Here is a 15,795-nt window from a genome sequence, read left to right on the forward strand (position 1 = left end):
GCCAGCGCTAGCACCGCCAGGATCACCCGGTTGCCTTTGGTGGGTGGCTCGGCGGGTGGATGGACGGTCATGGATCTGTCTCCTCATCGATATGGGTGGTCGAGGCCATCGTATTCCGATGGCTCCCAATATATTTGGAGTCCTCCACGTTGGGGCAATATCTCGGCCGCTTCCCTGGCCACGCCGACGAAACCGGGGTGGTCGATGAGAAGACGCGCCACCCGCTCGACCTCGGGTCCGCCCGTCACCCCATGAGGGTCCGGCAGATGCGGGGAAGGCGCGGGTGACCAGGTAGACCAGCCAGGATTCGGCGCGCAGTGGCAGCAGGCCGCGATTGCCCTCGACCGCGGCGACGATCCCGCGTCCGGCCCGGGGTTCTTCCCGCGCCTGACCCGCTGTGGCGCGCCGACCCGTCTTGGCGACCAGCCGGCCCGCAGAATCGAGCGCAGTCGGTAGCTTTCGTGCTCAGTAGCGGCTGAACGGCACCGCGGCACTGTGGCCGCCGAAGCCGAACGATGTCGGCGCTCGACACTGGCCGCACGGCGACACTGCCGGCCGGCGAGAACCGTGGTGGCCCAGGCGCGCCGCACCAGTGCGGCAAGACCCGCGACGATCGCTCCTACTGCGACAACGACGATAACGATGATGGTGGCGAGCATGATGGGCCCTCTCCCCCCCGGATTGTCCCAGACAGAATGAAGACGGGATCTGGTCCCGGCTGGTCGACTCCGCTCGCGGAACTGCGCGGTCCCGCATCGCCAGGTATATTGTCTCAGACGGAAATTCGAGGAGGAGAACGACCGTATGACCGAGGCGCTGCCCGACCGGCCGACCGTGACCAGCCCGCCCCTGCTCGCCCGCCGCTGGACCATCGACGACATCCCCGACCAGACCGGCCGGACCGCCGTGGTCACCGGCGCCAACAGCGGACTCGGTTTGCGCACCGCGGAAGCCCTGGCCGCCAAGGGCGCGCACGTCATGCTCGCCTGCCGCAACGAGTTCAAGGCCGCGGCCGCGCTGGAGCGGGTGGGTGCCGCGGCCACCGGCCCCAAACCCGAAGTGCTGCCGCTGGATCTGGCCGATCTGACCTCCATCCGCCGCGCCGCCGATCACCTCGACGTGCGCGGCACGCCGATCGACATCCTGGTCAACAATGCGGGCGTGATGGCACTGCCGCGACATCAGCGCACCGCCGACGGCTTCGACGCGCAGTTCGGCACCAACCACCTGGGCCACTACGCATTGACCGGACTACTGCTGCCCCAGTTGCTGCGCGCACCCGAAGCACGCGTGGTGACCGTGTCGTCCATCGCCGCCTGGGGTGGCCTGATCAACTGGCTGGATCCGAATTGGCGTGTGGTGTACAGCCGTTGGCTGGCCTACAGCCAATCCAAACTCGCCAATCTGCTGTTCACCGCCGAGCTGCAGCGCAGGGCCCGCGCCGCCGGGTCGGCGCTGACCGCCGTGGCCGCGCACCCGGGTCTGTCGGCGACCAATCTCTACGATTCCGGCCCGGAGAAAGGTGTGGCGGCGGCCTTCGCGGCCGTCCAGCAGCGAATGCTGTTCTCGCTGGCTCAATCCGACGCCAAGGGCGCGCTGCCGCAACTGTATGCGGCCACCATGCCCGGCCTTGCGGGCAACTCCTACTGCGGCCCGGCCTTCGAGGCCTTCGGATATCCGCGCCGCACCCTGCGAAATCCCCTCGCCTACAGCCGATTCCAGGCCCGTAAGCTCTGGGAGCTCAGCGCCGAGCTGACCGGCGTCGACTACCGGTGGACCTGACCGGCGGCCCGAGCTAGGACGGGTAGACCGCGATCTCGATGAGATTCCCATCGAGATCGCGGCAGTAGTGCGAGACCATCTCGCCCAGCGCGCCGATCTTGACCACCGGGCCGTTGACGATCTCGACCCCGCACGCGGTCAGGTGCTCCGCGACCGCCTCGGGCGCGGCCGTGGTCACGAAGCAGAGGTCCTGTGCCCCAGCGGCTTCGGTGGCCCCGGTGGTCCAGTTCGGGTCGGTGTCCAGCGCGCCGACCGGCCGCAGATTGATCTTCTGATTCCCGAAGGTGAGCGCGAGCCGCCCGGCGGGGCCGAACCGCTCCACGCTCATGCCCAGCACGCGGGTGTACCAGTCGGCTGTCGCCACCGGGTCGAGACAGTTGATGACCACATGATCGAAACGGTCCACGGTGAATGCCATGTCCGCATTCTCCGTGCGTCCCGTAGCAAGATCAACGGCGGCGCAACAGCATTCCGCGAAGGTAGGCTGCCTGGCCGGAATGCTGGATATCGTCGTCGACCACGCTGATCAGGCGGACTCCCAGGGTGACCGGCGGATCCCAGCGGGTGTCGACGATGCGGGGCAGATCGGCGTCGGTCAGCGCGGACACGTACCCGATGGTCTGATCGTGCACCGCGTCGAAGTAGCCGAGCAACAGGTCGGCGGAAACGCCGTCCAGCCGCGCCACTTCGGCGGAACTGTGCGCGTACCCGGTGGCGGAATCGTCGAAGGGCAGGTCGAATCGCTTCGCCCAGCCCTGCGCCGTCCACACCTGTTCGAGGCCCGCGACATCCGCGATGTGATCGTCCTGCACGCGGGTCAGATGCCAGATCAGCCAGGCGATGGAATTGGCATCCCCGTCCGGCCGCGTGGCCAGTTCCGCCGGGGTGAGCCCCTCCACCGCGCCGTGCACGTTCTCCTTGATCCGCCCGAATGCGTCCACCAGCAAGTCAGCGCTCGTCATGCCCTCATCCAATCACCACGGGCCGGAGGTTATTCCGAGGCGCGCGCCCAATCCGGAACCCAGGTGCCGGGACGGTCCACATCCGCGCCGGCCAGATGGCCGTGCAGCGCGGCCAGCGTGGGATGGGGGTCCGCGGCGCGCTGGAGCAGGGAGTGCGGGTAGACGGGCGTGGGATCACGCAAGGGCACCCGCCGCAGACCGTGGGTGTCGGGCCAGAGGAAGCGGGTGTCCTCGCCGACCAGCGTCGCGACCTCCGGGGAATCGGCGACCGCGTCCAGGAGCGGCTCCAGGCCGAAATTCGGGCCGACCGAATCGATGGTGAGATCGAAGGCCGCGGCGAGTGACGCGTAATAGGCGGACCATTCGGTACCGCTCACCAGGCTCGGCATCCAGATGCGATGGCCGGCCAGATCTTCCGGCGACACTGTCCGCGCCTTGGCCAGCCGGTGGGCCGGGCCGACGAGCAGCTCCAGTGGCTCGTCGAAGATCGGCGTGGCCTGCAGGCCCTCGGGCAGCGCGTGCCCCGGCGCGGGCACACAGCGGAAGGCGGCATCGACCGAGCCCTCCAGCAGCGCCTCCATGGCCGCGCCCGCGTGCGGGAGCCGCACCACGTCCAGTTCGAAATCGGGATGGGCGCGGTGGAAGTCGCGCAGCAGCCCGGCCGGGGCGAGCTGGCGACCCACCACATCCACGCGCAACGCCCTCCGGCCCGGGCTCACCGAGGCCAGGGCGCGTTCGGCGGTGTGGAGCAGGGTGCGGGCATGGGGGAGAAAGGCCTGCCCGTCGAGGGTCAGGCGGGCGCCGCGCGCGGTGCGGGTGAACAACCGGGCGCCCAACGTCTTCTCCAGGGCCGCAATGCGTTTCGAGACCGCCTGCTGGCTGATCGACAGATCCGTGGCGGCGTCCTGGAAACGTTCCGCGTCCGCCACCGCGACGAAGGTGCGCACGGCCTCGAGATCCATGCGACGAGAGTATGCGCACAACGTCCGGTTGTGGCTCGCGGGCGGTTCGGTTGTTTGATCCCGAGGTCGCGGGTCTGCTTCGATCTTGCCGGACAACGACGGCGGGACAGCACGAGGCGGGCGGTATGACGGGCAGGCGGTCACTGGGACGCGGATTCGGCTGGTTGTGGACGGCTTTCGCGGTGAGCACGGCGGGATCGTGGCTGGCCTTCGACGCCTTCCCCTTGATCGCGGTGCTGGTCCTGCACGCCGGGCCCGGGCAGGTGTCGCTGCTGGCGGCCGCCGGACTGGCGGTGGGCGCGGTGGTGGCGATACCGCTGGGACCGTGGATGGAATTCCGGCGCAAGCGGCCGGTCATGATCGCCACCGATCTGGCGCGCTTCGCGGTGGTGCTGAGCGTGCCGCTGGCTTTCGCGGCGGGCGTGCTGAGTTTCGCGCAGCTGGTGGTGGTTTCGGTGATCGTCGCGGCCTCGGACATCGCATTCCGGGCGGCGTCGGGGGCATACCTGAAATCCCTGCTGCCCAAGGAGGACCTGCTCCTGGCGAACGGGCGATTCGAATCGACCATGTGGACGGCGTCCGTGCTGGGCCCGCCGCTCGGGGGCGCGGCGATCGGGATCTTCGGACCGGTGGTCACCGTGGCGGCCAATGCCGTCAGCTTCCTGTTGTCCGCCTTGGGAATTCGGGCCATCGGCGGCGGTGAGCCGCAGCCCGCGCCGCGCGGGAGCGGGGGCTTCCGGATGGGCGACCTGGTCGAGGGCTGGCGCTACATCCTGACCCACCGCGCGCTGCGGCCGCTGTTCGTCAACACGATCCTGGTCAATGGCCTGATCCTGGCGACCCAACCGCTGCTGGCCGTCATCATGCTGCGCGATCTCGGCTTCGCGCCCTGGCAGTACGGGCTGGCGTTCGGCATTCCCTGCCTCGGCGGCCTGATCGGCTCGCGGCTGGCGACACCGCTGGTCGGCCGGTTCGGTCAGCGCCGGGTGCTCGTCGCCGCCGGGATGCTGCGCGCCTGCTGGGTACCCACCCTCGCCTGCATCGGCCCCGGCCTCACCGGCCTGCTGGTGGTGATCGTGGTGGAATTCGGCCTCATCACCTGCTGCGGAGTCTTCAACCCGGTCTACGCGACCTTCCGACTCGAATGCGCCGCACCCGACCGCACCACCCGCATGCTCTCCGCCTGGTCCATCACCAGCAACATGAATACCGCGGCCCTGACGGCCCTCTGGGGCCTCATCGCCGCCGTCACCGGCCCCCGCACCGCCATCGCGCTCGCCGGACTACTCATGCTCGCCACGATTCCGCTGTTGCGCCCCAACAGTTTTCCCGACCTCCCCGCCGCGGAACCGGTAGCCGCCGCTACAAACTGAAGGCGATCGCGCGCAGCACGAGCACCGCGATGAACACCACGGTGAAGGCGAGGTCGATCGAGACGCCGCCGAGCCGGACCGGCTTCAGGACCCGGCGCACCGGCGCGATCACCGGCTCGGTGAGGCGATGAACGACATCGCGAGCCTTCCGCAGCGCCGGCGGGGTGTCGCCGAGCACGCCGATCCAGTCGATGATGAGGCGGGCCAGCAACAGCAGCATGAACAGCGTCAGGGCGAGCCCGAGCAGGGAACCGAGGAATGACATGGCGAACTCCTTCGTAGTGGCCGCCCTCAGGGTGATCAACGCCGCAACGCCGTCGAAAGTGCCCTGATCGTCGACCCTGCTCGGCAGGTTCGGCGGCGGGCACGCCGCAGCCGTGCGAGAATCTGGGCTGCTGTTCGCCCCGCTCACCCGAGATCGCACAAGGAGTCGCCGTGAGCAAGAAGTATCTGGTCGGCCTGCCCCTGGCCGTCGCCGCCATGTCACCGGCCCTGGCGGCTGTCGATGCCGCGACCGCCCAGGCCGCCGTTCCGACCTACACCTGTACCGCGCAGACGTGGGCGGGGGACCAGTTGCCCGCTGTGACGGTGGAGGCCAAACACGGGAAGTATCAGGCGCAGGGCGTCGCACAGACCATGTGGGGCGGGGTCGCCAAGTTCGCGACCATCGACTGCAAGATCGGCAACTGATCCCGCGAGATCGGTAACCGAATCCGGGCCGCGCTCAGATGGCGCGGCGATGGTTCAGATAGGCGAAGGAGGCGAGGCCCAGCGGGATCTGGCACCAGAAGGTGAGGAGCCGGAATCCCAGGGCCGCGCCGACCGCCACCCCGCCGGTCAGGCCCGCGACGGCGGTGAGGCCGGCCGCGATGGTGATCTCCTTGGTGGCCACCCCGTTCGGGGAGGGCAGCAGCGGGGCCAGGGCCACGGTCACCAGTTCCACCACGAACGTGTCGGGCAGGCTGAGGTTCGCGCCGACCGCGTGCAGCACCGCCCACAGCGCCACCACCATCAGCAGCGGCTGGATCAGCGCACAGATCCAGAGGGCCGCCGCGCGGCGCGGACGGACCGCGGTGGCAGCCACTGATTTCCAGGCCAGTTCGGCCTCCGAGCGCGCGTGCCACATGCGGGCGGGCAGCTGCCGCCAGCCGCCGTGCGCCTGTACCCGGCGGTTCATCGCCCGGGCGGCCACCGCCAGGACGATGCTTCCCGCAAGCGCGGCGATGATCATGATCGCGGCTGTGTGCCAGAGATTTCCGCCGATCAGGTGGTGCCACCACGCCGAAGCACGGGTACCCAGGTCGTGCCACGGGGGTTGCGCGCCATTGCGGCTCATCAGGCCCGGCGCGGCCAGCGCCGCGATCACCACCAGCGGAACCCGCACCACCAGCGCGGCGAATCCCATCAGCGCGATGGACGCCACCGCGCCGGTATGACTCAGTCCGGTGCGGCGCAGAAACCGCATTCGCAGCAGCAGTGAGGCCGCGGGCACCAGGCCGATGGCGGGTACCGCGAGCTGGAGGGCGAACAGCTGCCGGGCGGAGGTGTCGGCGGGTATCGAACCACGCAGCATGAAAACCGAGGTGGGCCAGAGGGCGAGGGTGGCGAGCGCGGCCAGCAGCAGCCAGCGCGGGTCGGCTGCGGCGAGGGCGTGGACTCCGGTCAGGACCGCGTCCCGCTGCCAGAACGCCGCGGCCATCACCAGCACGGTGAAGACGATGGTGGGTAGTGCCTTTCTCGCAGATGCGGGAACGGCCGCCATCTGCCCTCCTAGGTATCGCAGATATCTTTTTTCGCCGGTGAATCGCATTTGCGCAGATCAACATCAACGCGGTCGGTGGCGCGTGGACTCGCGTCGCCCGATTGGTCCGTGGCGGGTTGCCGGGGACCCGCCTCCTGGTCACGGCGTTGCCGGACCGGCGCGTCCTATCGGGCTGGTTGTTCTGCTGGCGTGAGGTGTAGCCGGCACCTGGCGGGCGAGGACTACCTGGTCCGGACCGCAGTCACGGACCCATCGGTGATTCGAACCGAAGGCAATGGATTGCCGGGTTCATTGAACACGATTTGAAGATCGAAAACGAGTGCGGTGCCGCAGACGGAGAAAATCTTTACAGCCCATCGGTATCGATCACCCGGATTCCGCCAATCGACAGAACGGTCGTCTTCCAAGAGCGCCAGGGCGATTCACCGCAGATCCGGGTAGGCTCGCTGGCAATGGGGAGTGCCGAGATCAAGTCGTAGGGCAGGGTCACGACGTGGCGAATTCCATGACCGCGAGCGCAGTGCTTGCCGAACTCGAACCGGTGGCGGAAGCGAATCTGAACCGGCACCTCTCGGTGGCCAAGGAGTGGCATCCGCACGACTACGTGCCCTGGAACGAGGGGCGCAACTTCGCCGCCCTGGGCGGAATCGACTGGGAGCCCGGGCAGTCCCGGCTCAGCCCGGCGGCGCGGGCCGCCATGATCACCAATCTGCTCACCGAGGACAATCTGCCCTCCTACCACCGGCTCATCTCCGAATCGTTCACCCGCGAGCGCGCCTGGGGCACCTGGGTGGACCGCTGGACCGCCGAGGAGAACCGGCACGGGATCGCTATGCGCGACTACCTGGTGGTCACCCGCGGCGTCGATCCGGTGGCGCTCGAGCACGCCCGCATGATCTGTGTCGGGACCGGCGTCGACGACCCCACCGGAACCGGTGACCACGCCGTTCTGCACGGGGTCGCCTATGTGACGTTCCAGGAGCTGGCCACCCGTGTCTCGCACCGCAATACGGGCAAGGCCTGCCACGATCCGGTCGCCGACCGCCTGCTCGCCCGTATCGCCACCGACGAGAACCTGCACATGGTCTTCTACCGCAATATCTGCGGCGCGGCCCTGGACCTGGTCCCCGATGACGCCCTCGCGGCGATCAGCGCGGTCATCGAGAACTTCCGCATGCCCGGTGCCGGCATGCCCGACTTCCGCCGCAACAGCGTCCTCATCGCCAAGCACGGCATCTACGATCTGCGCCAGCATCTCGACGAGGTGATCCTCCCGGTGCTGCGCAAATGGAACATCTTCGAGCGCACCGACTTCTCCGGCCGCGGCGAGCGGATCCGGGACAGTCTGGCCACGTACCTGGACAAACTCGGCAAGGACGTGGTCCGGTTCGAAGAGCAGCGCGACCGTGCGCTCGCCCGCGATGCCGCCCGCCGGGCCGCCGCGACCACCTGAACCCGCCCATGTGAACAGCCACCGCGCTGTCCACAGCCCCCGCCTTTTCGCCGAGACCTCCCGTCCCGCCGCCGCTAGGGTGTGTCCACACGAAGGGGGAGGCATGACAGACATGCTGCGCGCCGACATCACGGCGCTTCGAATCATGGCGGCGGGCATCCACTCCGAAGCCGGAGCCATCTCGGCCGTCGACCCGGTCGACCTGATCGCGAAAGTCGGTCGGGCCATGCCGAATTCCGCGATCGGCGCCGCCGCCGCCACCGTCGGCGACCCACTCCTCGCCGCCCTCCGCAGGCTGGCCGCCCACCTCCACACCTTCGCCGACACCACCGTCCACACCGCAACCACCTATGAGGCCACCGAGCTAGCTCTCGAAACCCAGCTGGACGGCTATCTGCACGGCGCTTCCTGACCGGCCTCGCCGGTCCGGCGACCGCACGAACAACGAACTCGCCTCCTGCTGAACGGTATTCGCCGTTGGCACCTGTGGCGTTCCGCGCCGAGGGTGACCGGTGGCGCGTTGGACGGAGTCGGGCGCCCAGCGCGGGAGGCTTGCGCCCCGGCGGCAGTGCAGATTTCGCGAATCGGAAGGGATTGCGTGGGGAGGCGCGATGGTGCGAGCGGGGTTTTCGCAAGTGCGGGGATGGGAGCCGGGGGCTGCGATCCGCGCCAGTTCGGGTGTGGCGGTGGCTGATTCGGCGTTCTCCGGGGCCATGACACGGGTGGGGCGCCTGGCCGATGTCACGGTCGCCGGGTGGCAGGGGGCGGCGGGGACGGTGGCCGCGCTGCGGGCATGGGAGTCGCAGCTGGCGGCGAACCATATCGGTGCGGCACTGCTCGACATCGCCGACGCGTTCGCCGAGGCGGGCGCGCTCGAGCGGGTGTGCGCGCTGGTCGGGCAGCTCGCCGACGAGGCCCGGGCCACCGGCTGCCGGATCGCGGAGGACGGCACGGTCCGCGGGCCGCGCTCCGATACCGGGAACTCGGCGCTGGACTTGATCTTCCAGGCGGGCTTCGACGCGAAGGCGAAGCAGGTGCAGGCCCGGCTGGTGCCCCTGCTGGATCTCGCGGGGGAGATCGACGAGCGGGTCGGGGCCCGCCTCGGCGCGGTGGCGGAGGCGCTGGCGGGGTTGGCCGTGGATCCGACGGGTGGCGGGCCGAGCACTCGGGTCGCCGGGATTCTCGACGGGACCGCGAGTCTTCCGGAAGATCCCACAGTGCTCTGCGCGCTGTGGAAGTCGCTCACACCCGCGGATCAGGACGCGCTGTTCGCGGCCGATCCGCTGGTCGGCGACCGCGATGGGATGCCGGCCTTGGCCCGCGACCACTACAACCGGATCGCCTTACAACGGCTGCGGGCCGAGGCCGCGGTGGAGGATCGGCGGCTGGCCGACCGGCACCGGGACTGGACGCGGCACGAGAACCTGCCGACCACCAGCGCGGGCTGGATTCGGTTGCGGGAGTGGGAAGCCGCGCGGAAGGAGGCGCAAACGCGCGATGCCGGGTACGCGGCGCTCGCGAATCAGGCCGGGGATCCGGGCTCGGGCCGATTGGTGCTGGCGGTGGACCGGAACGGGCACGGCGCGATCGCACTGAACAATCCGGATCTCGCGGTCAATGTCGCGACCTTCGTTCCCGGTACCGGATCGTCGCTGACCGGTATCGGTATCGGGGTCGGCCGCGCGCGGGCGCTGCTCGAAGCGGCCGAGCGAGCCGATCCGGCCGCGCTGACATCGGTCATCGCGTGGTACGGGTACGACGCACCGCCGGATCTGGCCGAGGCGGCGCGTGATCGCCGGGCTCGGGCGGGCGCGCCCGCGCTGGATCGGTTCGAGAGTGGCCTGCGGGCCGGCCACCTAGGGCTCGCGGCCCATCAGACGGTCGTCGGGCACAGCTACGGGAGCGCCGTGATCGGAGCGGCGGCCAGCGGAGCGAACTCCCTGGCGGCCGACGATCTGGTGTTCGTGGGAAGTCCTGGGGTAGGTGTTGATGATGTTTCGAAATTGCGTTTGACGGGTATTCCTGCGGGCCACAACGGTGCGCATGTCTATGCCACGGCCGACCCCGCTGATCCGGTGCCCAAGTTCGGACAGTTTCTCCATGGGGTCGATCCGGTCGATCGCGAATTTCGCGCAACGGCTTTCACTTCTTCCGGAGCCACTATCGACCTTCCCGTGTTGCGGGCCCTGCCGTTCGATGTCGTGTCACACGGAAACTACTGGGAGCCTGCGAATCCGGGTCTGTGGCATCAAGGGGAAATCATCGCCGGACGCTATGGCCAATGATCCCGAACGGGCGGTTCGTTGCGTCGTGATAGCCGTAACTGCTGGTTGCGGATTAGTTGCGGGAGTGCCCGTACCACGGCTCTGGGCGGCCGACCAAACTGGTTTGAAACGGTCGGGTTCATGCTAGGGTTCCGTCAGGTTGGAATGGGAAGTCGGAGACAAATGCGCACTGAGAACATCAATAGAAAGTTCAAACTGCACGACGAGCGCAGGATCGCCGCCCAACTTCCAGAGCAACTTCTTGGTTTAGATGTCGTGGGTTTTGGGAAGTTAGAAGAGTTTCCGGGTGAGTTGCTGAACTCCTTCGGGGAATTCGCGAACGGTTCCGTGCCCCCGCAGTCCCGCATCTATCGCAATGCGCAGCCGAATCTCATCGATGCCTGGCTGCTGGAGTTGTTGCGCGGTGCGCGCATCGGTGACCGCTTCTATCTACGGACCGGGCTGGAGTACTTCCCCTGGGCCGACTGCCGCGTCCTCGACCATCGCTGGCTGGAGTCGCTGCGTCGCGTCATGGGCACCAACCAGGGATACATTGCGCACGATAAGAACTCGGCCGTCATGACCATCGGCACGCAGTACGAGGTGCTCGGCTTCGCCGCCGGCTCCGGGCTGCCGAGCGGGGCCGAGGCCGCGCCGGTCGAGGACATCCCGACCCGCCGTATCGTCCAGACCCCCGCCGGATCGCCGGATCAGGTGACCGCGGCGCTCAGCGGCGACCTGCGGGCCCGCCGCCTGGCCGCGCTGAACTCCGACGCACCCGCCGCCCGCGATCTGGACCCGGCCGCTGCGCTGGCCTCCATGCCGGACCTGCCCGCGACGCCCGCCCAGGACAAGCCGGCCCCCCAGATCGTGGATGTGCTACCGGTTCCCGCGCCGGAGGCGGTCGCCGACCCCGAGCCCGCGGCGCTCGAGCCGGCCGCGTCCGCGGCGCCCGAGACCGTCGCCCCGAAGGTCGCCGCCCAGCCGATGCCCGGACGCGACGAGGCGCCCACCCAGCTCATCTCTCGCATCGTGGTGCCCACCGAAACCGACTGACTGCTCGCGCGACCCACGGTCTCGATCCGAACTCGCCGGACGACCGTGGGTCCGAACCGAACCGGCCAGGCCCGGCTTACGTTGTTCTGATACGCCGGGCTTCGTTCGCCGAGTTCGAAAGAGCCGATATGTCGACATTCAATGGGCTGCCCGCCCATGTCCTGCTGGTGCACGTGATTGTCGTGCTGGTCCCGCTCACCGCGGGACTGCTGATCCTGTGTGCGCTGTGGCCCGCGGCCCGCAGCCGGTTGATCTGGCCGACGGCCGTCCTGGCGGTGCTGGTGACGGCATTGACGCCGGTGACCGTGGAGGCGGGGGAGTGGTTCCAGCGGCAGCTCGGTAATCCCCCGGTGGTGGACGAGCACGCGCGGCTCGGCCATCAGATGCTGTATTTCGTTGCGCCGCTGCTGGTTTCGACCGTACTGCTGGTCTTCGTGCACCTGCGGCGCGGCCGCGGGAAGCCGCTGGGCCGGGCGGTGCCGGCGGTGATCGCACTGCTGGTGATCGCGAGCGGCGCGGCGGCCGGGTGGCAGACCTACCGGGTCGGGGACTCGGGGGCGCACGCGGTGTGGAACGGCGTGCTCAACCACTGACGGAGACGACTGTCGTGACCCGGCGGCCGGTCTGCGGGGCGGTCGCCGGGCCACGGCAGTGCGGGCACGGTCAGATCTTGCGGATGACCGTGACGACCTTGCCGAGAATCTGGGCGTCATTGCCCGGAATCGGCTCGAACAGGGGATTGTGCGGCATCAGCCACACCTGGGATCCGGTGCGCTTGAAGGTCTTCACGGTGGCCTCGCCCTCGATCATGGCGGCCACGATGTCCCCGTTGTCGGCCACGTTCTGCTGCCGCACGACCACCCAGTCGCCGTCGCAGATGGCGGCGTCGATCATGGACTGGCCGACGACCTTCAGCAGGAACAGCGAACCCTCGCCGACCAGTTCGCGCGGCAGCGGGAAGACGTCCTCCACCGCCTGCTCGGCCAGGATCGGGCCACCGGCGGCGATCCGGCCCAGCACCGGGACGTAGGTCGGGGCGGGGTGCTCGTCGGAGGCGTCGGCCTCGGTATTGACCGCGCGCAGCCGCGACACGCCGGCGGTGGCGCGCATCGCCGTCTCGTCCAGGCCCCGGACATCCACGGCGCGTGGGCGATTGGGGTCGCGGCGTAGATAGCCCTTGCGCTCGAGCGCCCGGAGCTGGTGTGCCACCGAGGAAGTCGAGGTGAGGCCGACGGCATCGCCGATCTCGCGGATGCTGGGCGGATAGCCGCGGTCGTGCACCGAGGTGCGGATGACCTCCAGTACCTTGCGCTGGCGCACGGTCAGATCGGCGCCGACACCGGACGATTCGGACAGGGGGCCGTCACCGTCGGGACCAAGGGGTCCGTTCTCACCATCCGCGCCGCCGTGTTCGCTCACCGCCGCCGTCCTCCGTTCACTGCTGTCGCTCACCGGAATTCGTTCCCGGATGCGGTTCATCGTGCGTCCGGGGAACTCGTGTCTCGACTGTAGTCCGTGTGACGCGTGTGATCAAACATCTGTTCGACGCATGTCGGGGAAATCAGTGACATTGTCGGTGGGCCGTGGTAGAAATTCGAACATCAGTTCTTCGAACACATGATCGAGTCAGTTGTCCAGCATCATTCGGTCCGCCCTACTTTGGAGGTTTCTTCGATGCGCACCGTGGTCAGCGAAATCGACACTCTGGGAAGCGATCTGGGATTCGACAGCATCCCCTGGGAGCTGCGTTCGGATCGGTTCCGGGCCGGGACGCCCGCGGCTGCGGGCCGTCCCGCCCTGGACCGCCGCCCCTGCCGCGCACGGGTTCGGCCCGCCGCCGGCGCAGGTGTTCGACGCGACCATGTCGTGGTGCGACACGCGGCCCGGCGCGCCCGTGGCGCGCATCCGCTGGATCGGGTGCAGCGTGCCCAGGTCGGTCTCGCGGCCCTCGCCATCACCGCATTGATGAGCGCGCTGGCCGTGGCCGGTCTGATCGGTCTGGCCCACTTGCGTTCCGGCGACTTCGATTCGCAGACCACCCCGTCCTCGGTCCAGCTGGTCCAGGCGCCGGTGCGATAGCGAGCCCGCTGCTGCGATAGTTGCCCGGTCATAGCCGTTATTCGGGATAGAGCTCGACGGCCATCGGCGTGGCCGAAAATGCAGATTGAAAACTGAAACGTGTTGCTAGCGTCCCCCTGGATGTGACAGAGGCTACATCCGCGCGGGCCGTGCTCCGGCCCGCGCGCACAGCGACAGGGGGCGTCAATGCCGAGAGTTCGAGGGCTGATCCGGGTGGCCGGTGTCCTCACCTGCCTGATGATCGGGCTGGTGACCGCACCGGCCGCGCATCCGGAGTCCGCCTATGCCGTGTATCTGGATCTGCCGTCGGTCAATGGTGACGGCGCGGCCGGCGGCGGATTGAATCCCGCACTGCCCCTGGATCCGGACACCCTGCGGGCCGCGCTCGACGACGCGCGCGTCGCGGGTGTCGAGCCGCGGCGCTACGCGACGCTGCTGCATCAGTACTGGCTGGTCACCGCGACCCGGAATGCCGATATCGACCTGGCGGCCTGGGATCCCGGGCGCGGCGTCGCGGCGAATACCCGCACCTTCACCCAGGTCTATGTGAACTACCTGCGGCTCGACAACGCTCACCCGGACTACTGGTGGACCGGTCTGGCCGGGCTGGCCGGCGGGTCGTTCGCGTCGGGCTTCTTCGACATGGGCGATGTGTCGGCCATTCTCACCGTCCCGGGCATCCATCAGCTCGGTGACTCGGTGGCCGATCTGCTGCGCGGCACCCCGCCGCAGTTGCTGGACATCCTGCCCGCCGACATCCGGACCCTCGGCACCGCGGGCGAGCGGCTCACCGCCGACGATCTGGCCTGGTACCAGACCCGGCTGATGATCATGCAGAAGCACATCTTCATCGACCAGGTGCCCATGCACGAGGCCTACGCGGCCGCGGGCCTGGCCGGTGTCGAGGAGATGTACCGGGCCGGCGTGCTGGACGAGAACGCCATCACCGCCTGGCGCGAGATCGATTCCGGCACCCCCGACGGCCTGGCCGACGCCGCGCTGCGCATGACCGACCGGGAACAGAACCAGATCATCGCCGACCAATGGGATGTCACCTCCCACGGCCGTGGCGACATGGGCCGGGTCATGACCTACGTGAGCACGATCGCGGGCAAGGCCGCCGTTCCCGGCGTCCGCGCGCCCGGCGTCTTCGCGCCCACCACCCTCACCACGGGCGCCATGTCGCTGCGCGCCCCGCTGCCCGACTTCAACTGGGCCGACCGCGACACGCGGTGGAACTACATCACCCACGATCTGCTGCCGCGCTATCTGGAACTGTGCGCGAATCCGGCCGCCGCGAGACCGGTTCTGGCCGTGCCGTTCCCGGTCATGCTGACCACTGGGCGGCTGGTGCAGCGCTTGCCGGATCTGCTCGCCGACCTGACCTCGCAGTGGCAGGTGACCACCTGATTCGGGCCTGCGGACCCGGGCGGACGCCGCCGATCGGGTCCGTCACGGTATCCTCGAGATTGCTCGAGGTTGCTGTGGAAGCCCAGGCATCGACGAAGGATCCCGGATGCATTGCCCGTACTGTCGTCATCCCGATTCGAGGGTGGTCGATTCGCGTGAGGCCGAGGAAGGTACCGCCATCAGGAGGCGACGTGCCTGCCCGGAGTGTGGGCGCAGGTTCACCACGGTCGAAACCGCGATCCTGTCGGTCGTGAAGCGCAGCGGTGTCACCGAGCCGTTCAGTCGCGAGAAGGTCATCCGCGGCGTCAGCCGCGCCTGCCAGGGCCGCGAGGTCGATTCGGATGCGCTGAACCTGCTCGCGCAGCAGGTGGAGGATGCGGTGCGTGCCAAGGGTTCCCCCGAGGTGCCCAGCCACGAGGTCGGCCTCGCCATCCTCGGCCCGCTGCGTGATCTCGACGAGGTCGCCTACCTCCGCTTCGCCTCGGTCTACCGATCCTTCAGCTCCGCCGAGGATTTCGAACGCGAGATCGCCGACCTGCGCAAGCACCGCGCCGACCACACCGTGGGCGCGGCAACCAAGTAAACGGGCGACCGCTACCGGTCACCCCCCACATCGATTCCCGGTCCGGCCCCGAGCAATTCGGAGCCGGACCGCTTCATTTCCCGGCGTCCCAGGACATGAGATGCGCGAT

Annotated in this window: 17 protein-coding genes; 11 read left to right on the plus strand and 6 right to left on the minus strand. The window is 68.8% G+C overall.

The features are described 5' to 3' along the window. Window positions 1-804: 804 nt before the first annotated feature. Window positions 805-1,782 carry an oxidoreductase gene (locus tag ACWEKS_RS15180; RefSeq protein WP_452340636.1) on the plus strand — a complete coding sequence of 326 codons (978 nt, stop codon included), beginning with the start codon at window positions 805-807 and terminating at the stop codon, window positions 1,780-1,782. Between the two features lie 13 nt (window positions 1,783-1,795). Here the strand turns inward: ACWEKS_RS15180 and ACWEKS_RS15185 are convergent, their stop codons facing one another. The 3 genes from ACWEKS_RS15185 to ACWEKS_RS15195 are packed head-to-tail and all read right to left on the minus strand — an operon-like array spanning window position 1,796 to window position 3,706. Continuing rightward, window positions 1,796-2,200, minus strand: coding sequence for a VOC family protein (locus ACWEKS_RS15185; protein WP_452340637.1), 405 nt, complete (start codon window positions 2,198-2,200; stop codon window positions 1,796-1,798). Window positions 2,201-2,231: 31 nt separating this feature from the next. Further along, the gene (locus tag ACWEKS_RS15190; RefSeq protein ID WP_452340638.1) at window positions 2,232-2,744 is read right to left on the minus strand and encodes a mycothiol transferase; all 513 of its coding nucleotides are present in this window, start codon (window positions 2,742-2,744) and stop codon (window positions 2,232-2,234) included. Between the two features lie 29 nt (window positions 2,745-2,773). Continuing rightward, window positions 2,774-3,706, minus strand: a complete 933-nt coding sequence (locus ACWEKS_RS15195) for a LysR family transcriptional regulator (RefSeq protein WP_452340639.1) — start codon at window positions 3,704-3,706, stop codon at window positions 2,774-2,776. Window positions 3,707-3,831: 125 nt separating this feature from the next. On the opposite strand from ACWEKS_RS15195, the gene ACWEKS_RS15200 reads away from it, so the two are divergent. Then, complete coding sequence (locus ACWEKS_RS15200) at window positions 3,832-5,079, plus strand: MFS transporter (RefSeq protein ID WP_452340640.1); 1,248 nt, start codon at window positions 3,832-3,834, stop codon at window positions 5,077-5,079. Here the strand turns inward: ACWEKS_RS15200 and ACWEKS_RS15205 are convergent. Then, window positions 5,069-5,344: a YggT family protein gene (locus ACWEKS_RS15205; protein WP_452340641.1), complete on the minus strand. Its 276-nt coding sequence runs from the start codon at window positions 5,342-5,344 to the stop codon at window positions 5,069-5,071. The genes ACWEKS_RS15200 and ACWEKS_RS15205 overlap by 11 nt on opposite strands. A gap of 170 nt (window positions 5,345-5,514) precedes the next feature. Here ACWEKS_RS15205 and ACWEKS_RS15210 point away from each other — a divergent pair, with 170 nt between their 5' ends. Further along, the gene (locus ACWEKS_RS15210) at window positions 5,515-5,769 is read left to right on the plus strand and encodes a hypothetical protein (protein WP_452340642.1); all 255 of its coding nucleotides are present in this window, start codon (window positions 5,515-5,517) and stop codon (window positions 5,767-5,769) included. Between the two features lie 34 nt (window positions 5,770-5,803). On the opposite strand, the gene ACWEKS_RS15215 is transcribed toward ACWEKS_RS15210, so the two are convergent. Continuing rightward, window positions 5,804-6,841, minus strand: a complete 1,038-nt coding sequence (locus tag ACWEKS_RS15215; protein ID WP_452340643.1) for a lysylphosphatidylglycerol synthase domain-containing protein — start codon at window positions 6,839-6,841, stop codon at window positions 5,804-5,806. 505 nt (window positions 6,842-7,346) lie between these two features. Here ACWEKS_RS15215 and ACWEKS_RS15220 point away from each other — a divergent pair. The 5 genes from ACWEKS_RS15220 to ACWEKS_RS15240 all read left to right on the plus strand — a co-directional run bounded on the left by ACWEKS_RS15220 (window position 7,347) and on the right by ACWEKS_RS15240 (window position 12,207). Beyond that, window positions 7,347-8,294 (plus strand): acyl-ACP desaturase, encoded by a 948-nt coding sequence (locus ACWEKS_RS15220; protein ID WP_452340644.1) that lies wholly within the window; start codon window positions 7,347-7,349, stop codon window positions 8,292-8,294. Window positions 8,295-8,397: 103 nt separating this feature from the next. Continuing rightward, window positions 8,398-8,706 carry a hypothetical protein gene (locus tag ACWEKS_RS15225; protein WP_452340645.1) on the plus strand — a complete coding sequence of 103 codons (309 nt, stop codon included), beginning with the start codon at window positions 8,398-8,400 and terminating at the stop codon, window positions 8,704-8,706. 274 nt (window positions 8,707-8,980) lie between these two features. Continuing rightward, window positions 8,981-10,579: an alpha/beta hydrolase gene (locus ACWEKS_RS15230; protein ID WP_452340646.1), complete on the plus strand. Its 1,599-nt coding sequence runs from the start codon at window positions 8,981-8,983 to the stop codon at window positions 10,577-10,579. 255 nt (window positions 10,580-10,834) lie between these two features. Then, the gene (locus tag ACWEKS_RS15235) at window positions 10,835-11,614 is read left to right on the plus strand and encodes a hypothetical protein (RefSeq protein ID WP_452340647.1); all 780 of its coding nucleotides are present in this window, start codon (window positions 10,835-10,837) and stop codon (window positions 11,612-11,614) included. A 128-nt stretch (window positions 11,615-11,742) separates the two neighbouring features. Next, on the plus strand, window positions 11,743-12,207 hold the full coding sequence (locus ACWEKS_RS15240; RefSeq protein ID WP_379384090.1) for a DUF2231 domain-containing protein: 465 nt from the start codon (window positions 11,743-11,745) through the stop codon (window positions 12,205-12,207). Between the two features lie 70 nt (window positions 12,208-12,277). On the opposite strand, the gene lexA is transcribed toward ACWEKS_RS15240, so the two are convergent. Then, on the minus strand, window positions 12,278-13,066 hold the full coding sequence (gene lexA, locus ACWEKS_RS15245; RefSeq protein WP_452340648.1) for a transcriptional repressor LexA: 789 nt from the start codon (window positions 13,064-13,066) through the stop codon (window positions 12,278-12,280). Window positions 13,067-13,288: 222 nt separating this feature from the next. Here lexA and ACWEKS_RS15250 point away from each other — a divergent pair, with 222 nt between their 5' ends. From ACWEKS_RS15250 to nrdR, 3 genes are all read left to right on the plus strand, one after another. Next, window positions 13,289-13,693 (plus strand): hypothetical protein, encoded by a 405-nt coding sequence (locus ACWEKS_RS15250; protein WP_452340649.1) that lies wholly within the window; start codon window positions 13,289-13,291, stop codon window positions 13,691-13,693. 186 nt (window positions 13,694-13,879) lie between these two features. Next, a complete protein-coding gene (locus ACWEKS_RS15255) occupies window positions 13,880-15,103 on the plus strand; it encodes a hypothetical protein (RefSeq protein WP_452340650.1) in 1,224 nt (407 codons plus the stop codon). 106 nt (window positions 15,104-15,209) lie between these two features. Beyond that, the gene (gene nrdR, locus ACWEKS_RS15260) at window positions 15,210-15,686 is read left to right on the plus strand and encodes a transcriptional regulator NrdR (RefSeq protein ID WP_354848181.1); all 477 of its coding nucleotides are present in this window, start codon (window positions 15,210-15,212) and stop codon (window positions 15,684-15,686) included. The last annotated feature ends 109 nt before the right edge of the window (window positions 15,687-15,795 follow it).

It is taken from the genome of Nocardia sp. NPDC004711, assembly GCF_053601595.1.

Coding starts and splice junctions, on each gene's coding strand:
- ACWEKS_RS15180 (WP_452340636.1), top strand. CDS start 805: ATGACCGAGGCGCTGCCCGACCGGCCGACCGTGACCAGCCCGCCCCTG.
- ACWEKS_RS15185 (WP_452340637.1), bottom strand. CDS start 2,200: ATGGCATTCACCGTGGACCGTTTCGATCATGTGGTCATCAACTGTCTC.
- ACWEKS_RS15190 (WP_452340638.1), bottom strand. CDS start 2,744: ATGACGAGCGCTGACTTGCTGGTGGACGCATTCGGGCGGATCAAGGAG.
- ACWEKS_RS15195 (WP_452340639.1), bottom strand. CDS start 3,706: ATGGATCTCGAGGCCGTGCGCACCTTCGTCGCGGTGGCGGACGCGGAA.
- ACWEKS_RS15200 (WP_452340640.1), top strand. CDS start 3,832: ATGACGGGCAGGCGGTCACTGGGACGCGGATTCGGCTGGTTGTGGACG.
- ACWEKS_RS15205 (WP_452340641.1), bottom strand. CDS start 5,344: ATGTCATTCCTCGGTTCCCTGCTCGGGCTCGCCCTGACGCTGTTCATG.
- ACWEKS_RS15215 (WP_452340643.1), bottom strand. CDS start 6,841: ATGGCGGCCGTTCCCGCATCTGCGAGAAAGGCACTACCCACCATCGTC.
- ACWEKS_RS15220 (WP_452340644.1), top strand. CDS start 7,347: ATGACCGCGAGCGCAGTGCTTGCCGAACTCGAACCGGTGGCGGAAGCG.
- ACWEKS_RS15225 (WP_452340645.1), top strand. CDS start 8,398: ATGACAGACATGCTGCGCGCCGACATCACGGCGCTTCGAATCATGGCG.
- ACWEKS_RS15240 (WP_379384090.1), top strand. CDS start 11,743: ATGTCGACATTCAATGGGCTGCCCGCCCATGTCCTGCTGGTGCACGTG.
- ACWEKS_RS15250 (WP_452340649.1), top strand. CDS start 13,289: ATGCGCACCGTGGTCAGCGAAATCGACACTCTGGGAAGCGATCTGGGA.
- ACWEKS_RS15255 (WP_452340650.1), top strand. CDS start 13,880: ATGCCGAGAGTTCGAGGGCTGATCCGGGTGGCCGGTGTCCTCACCTGC.
- nrdR (WP_354848181.1), top strand. CDS start 15,210: ATGCATTGCCCGTACTGTCGTCATCCCGATTCGAGGGTGGTCGATTCG.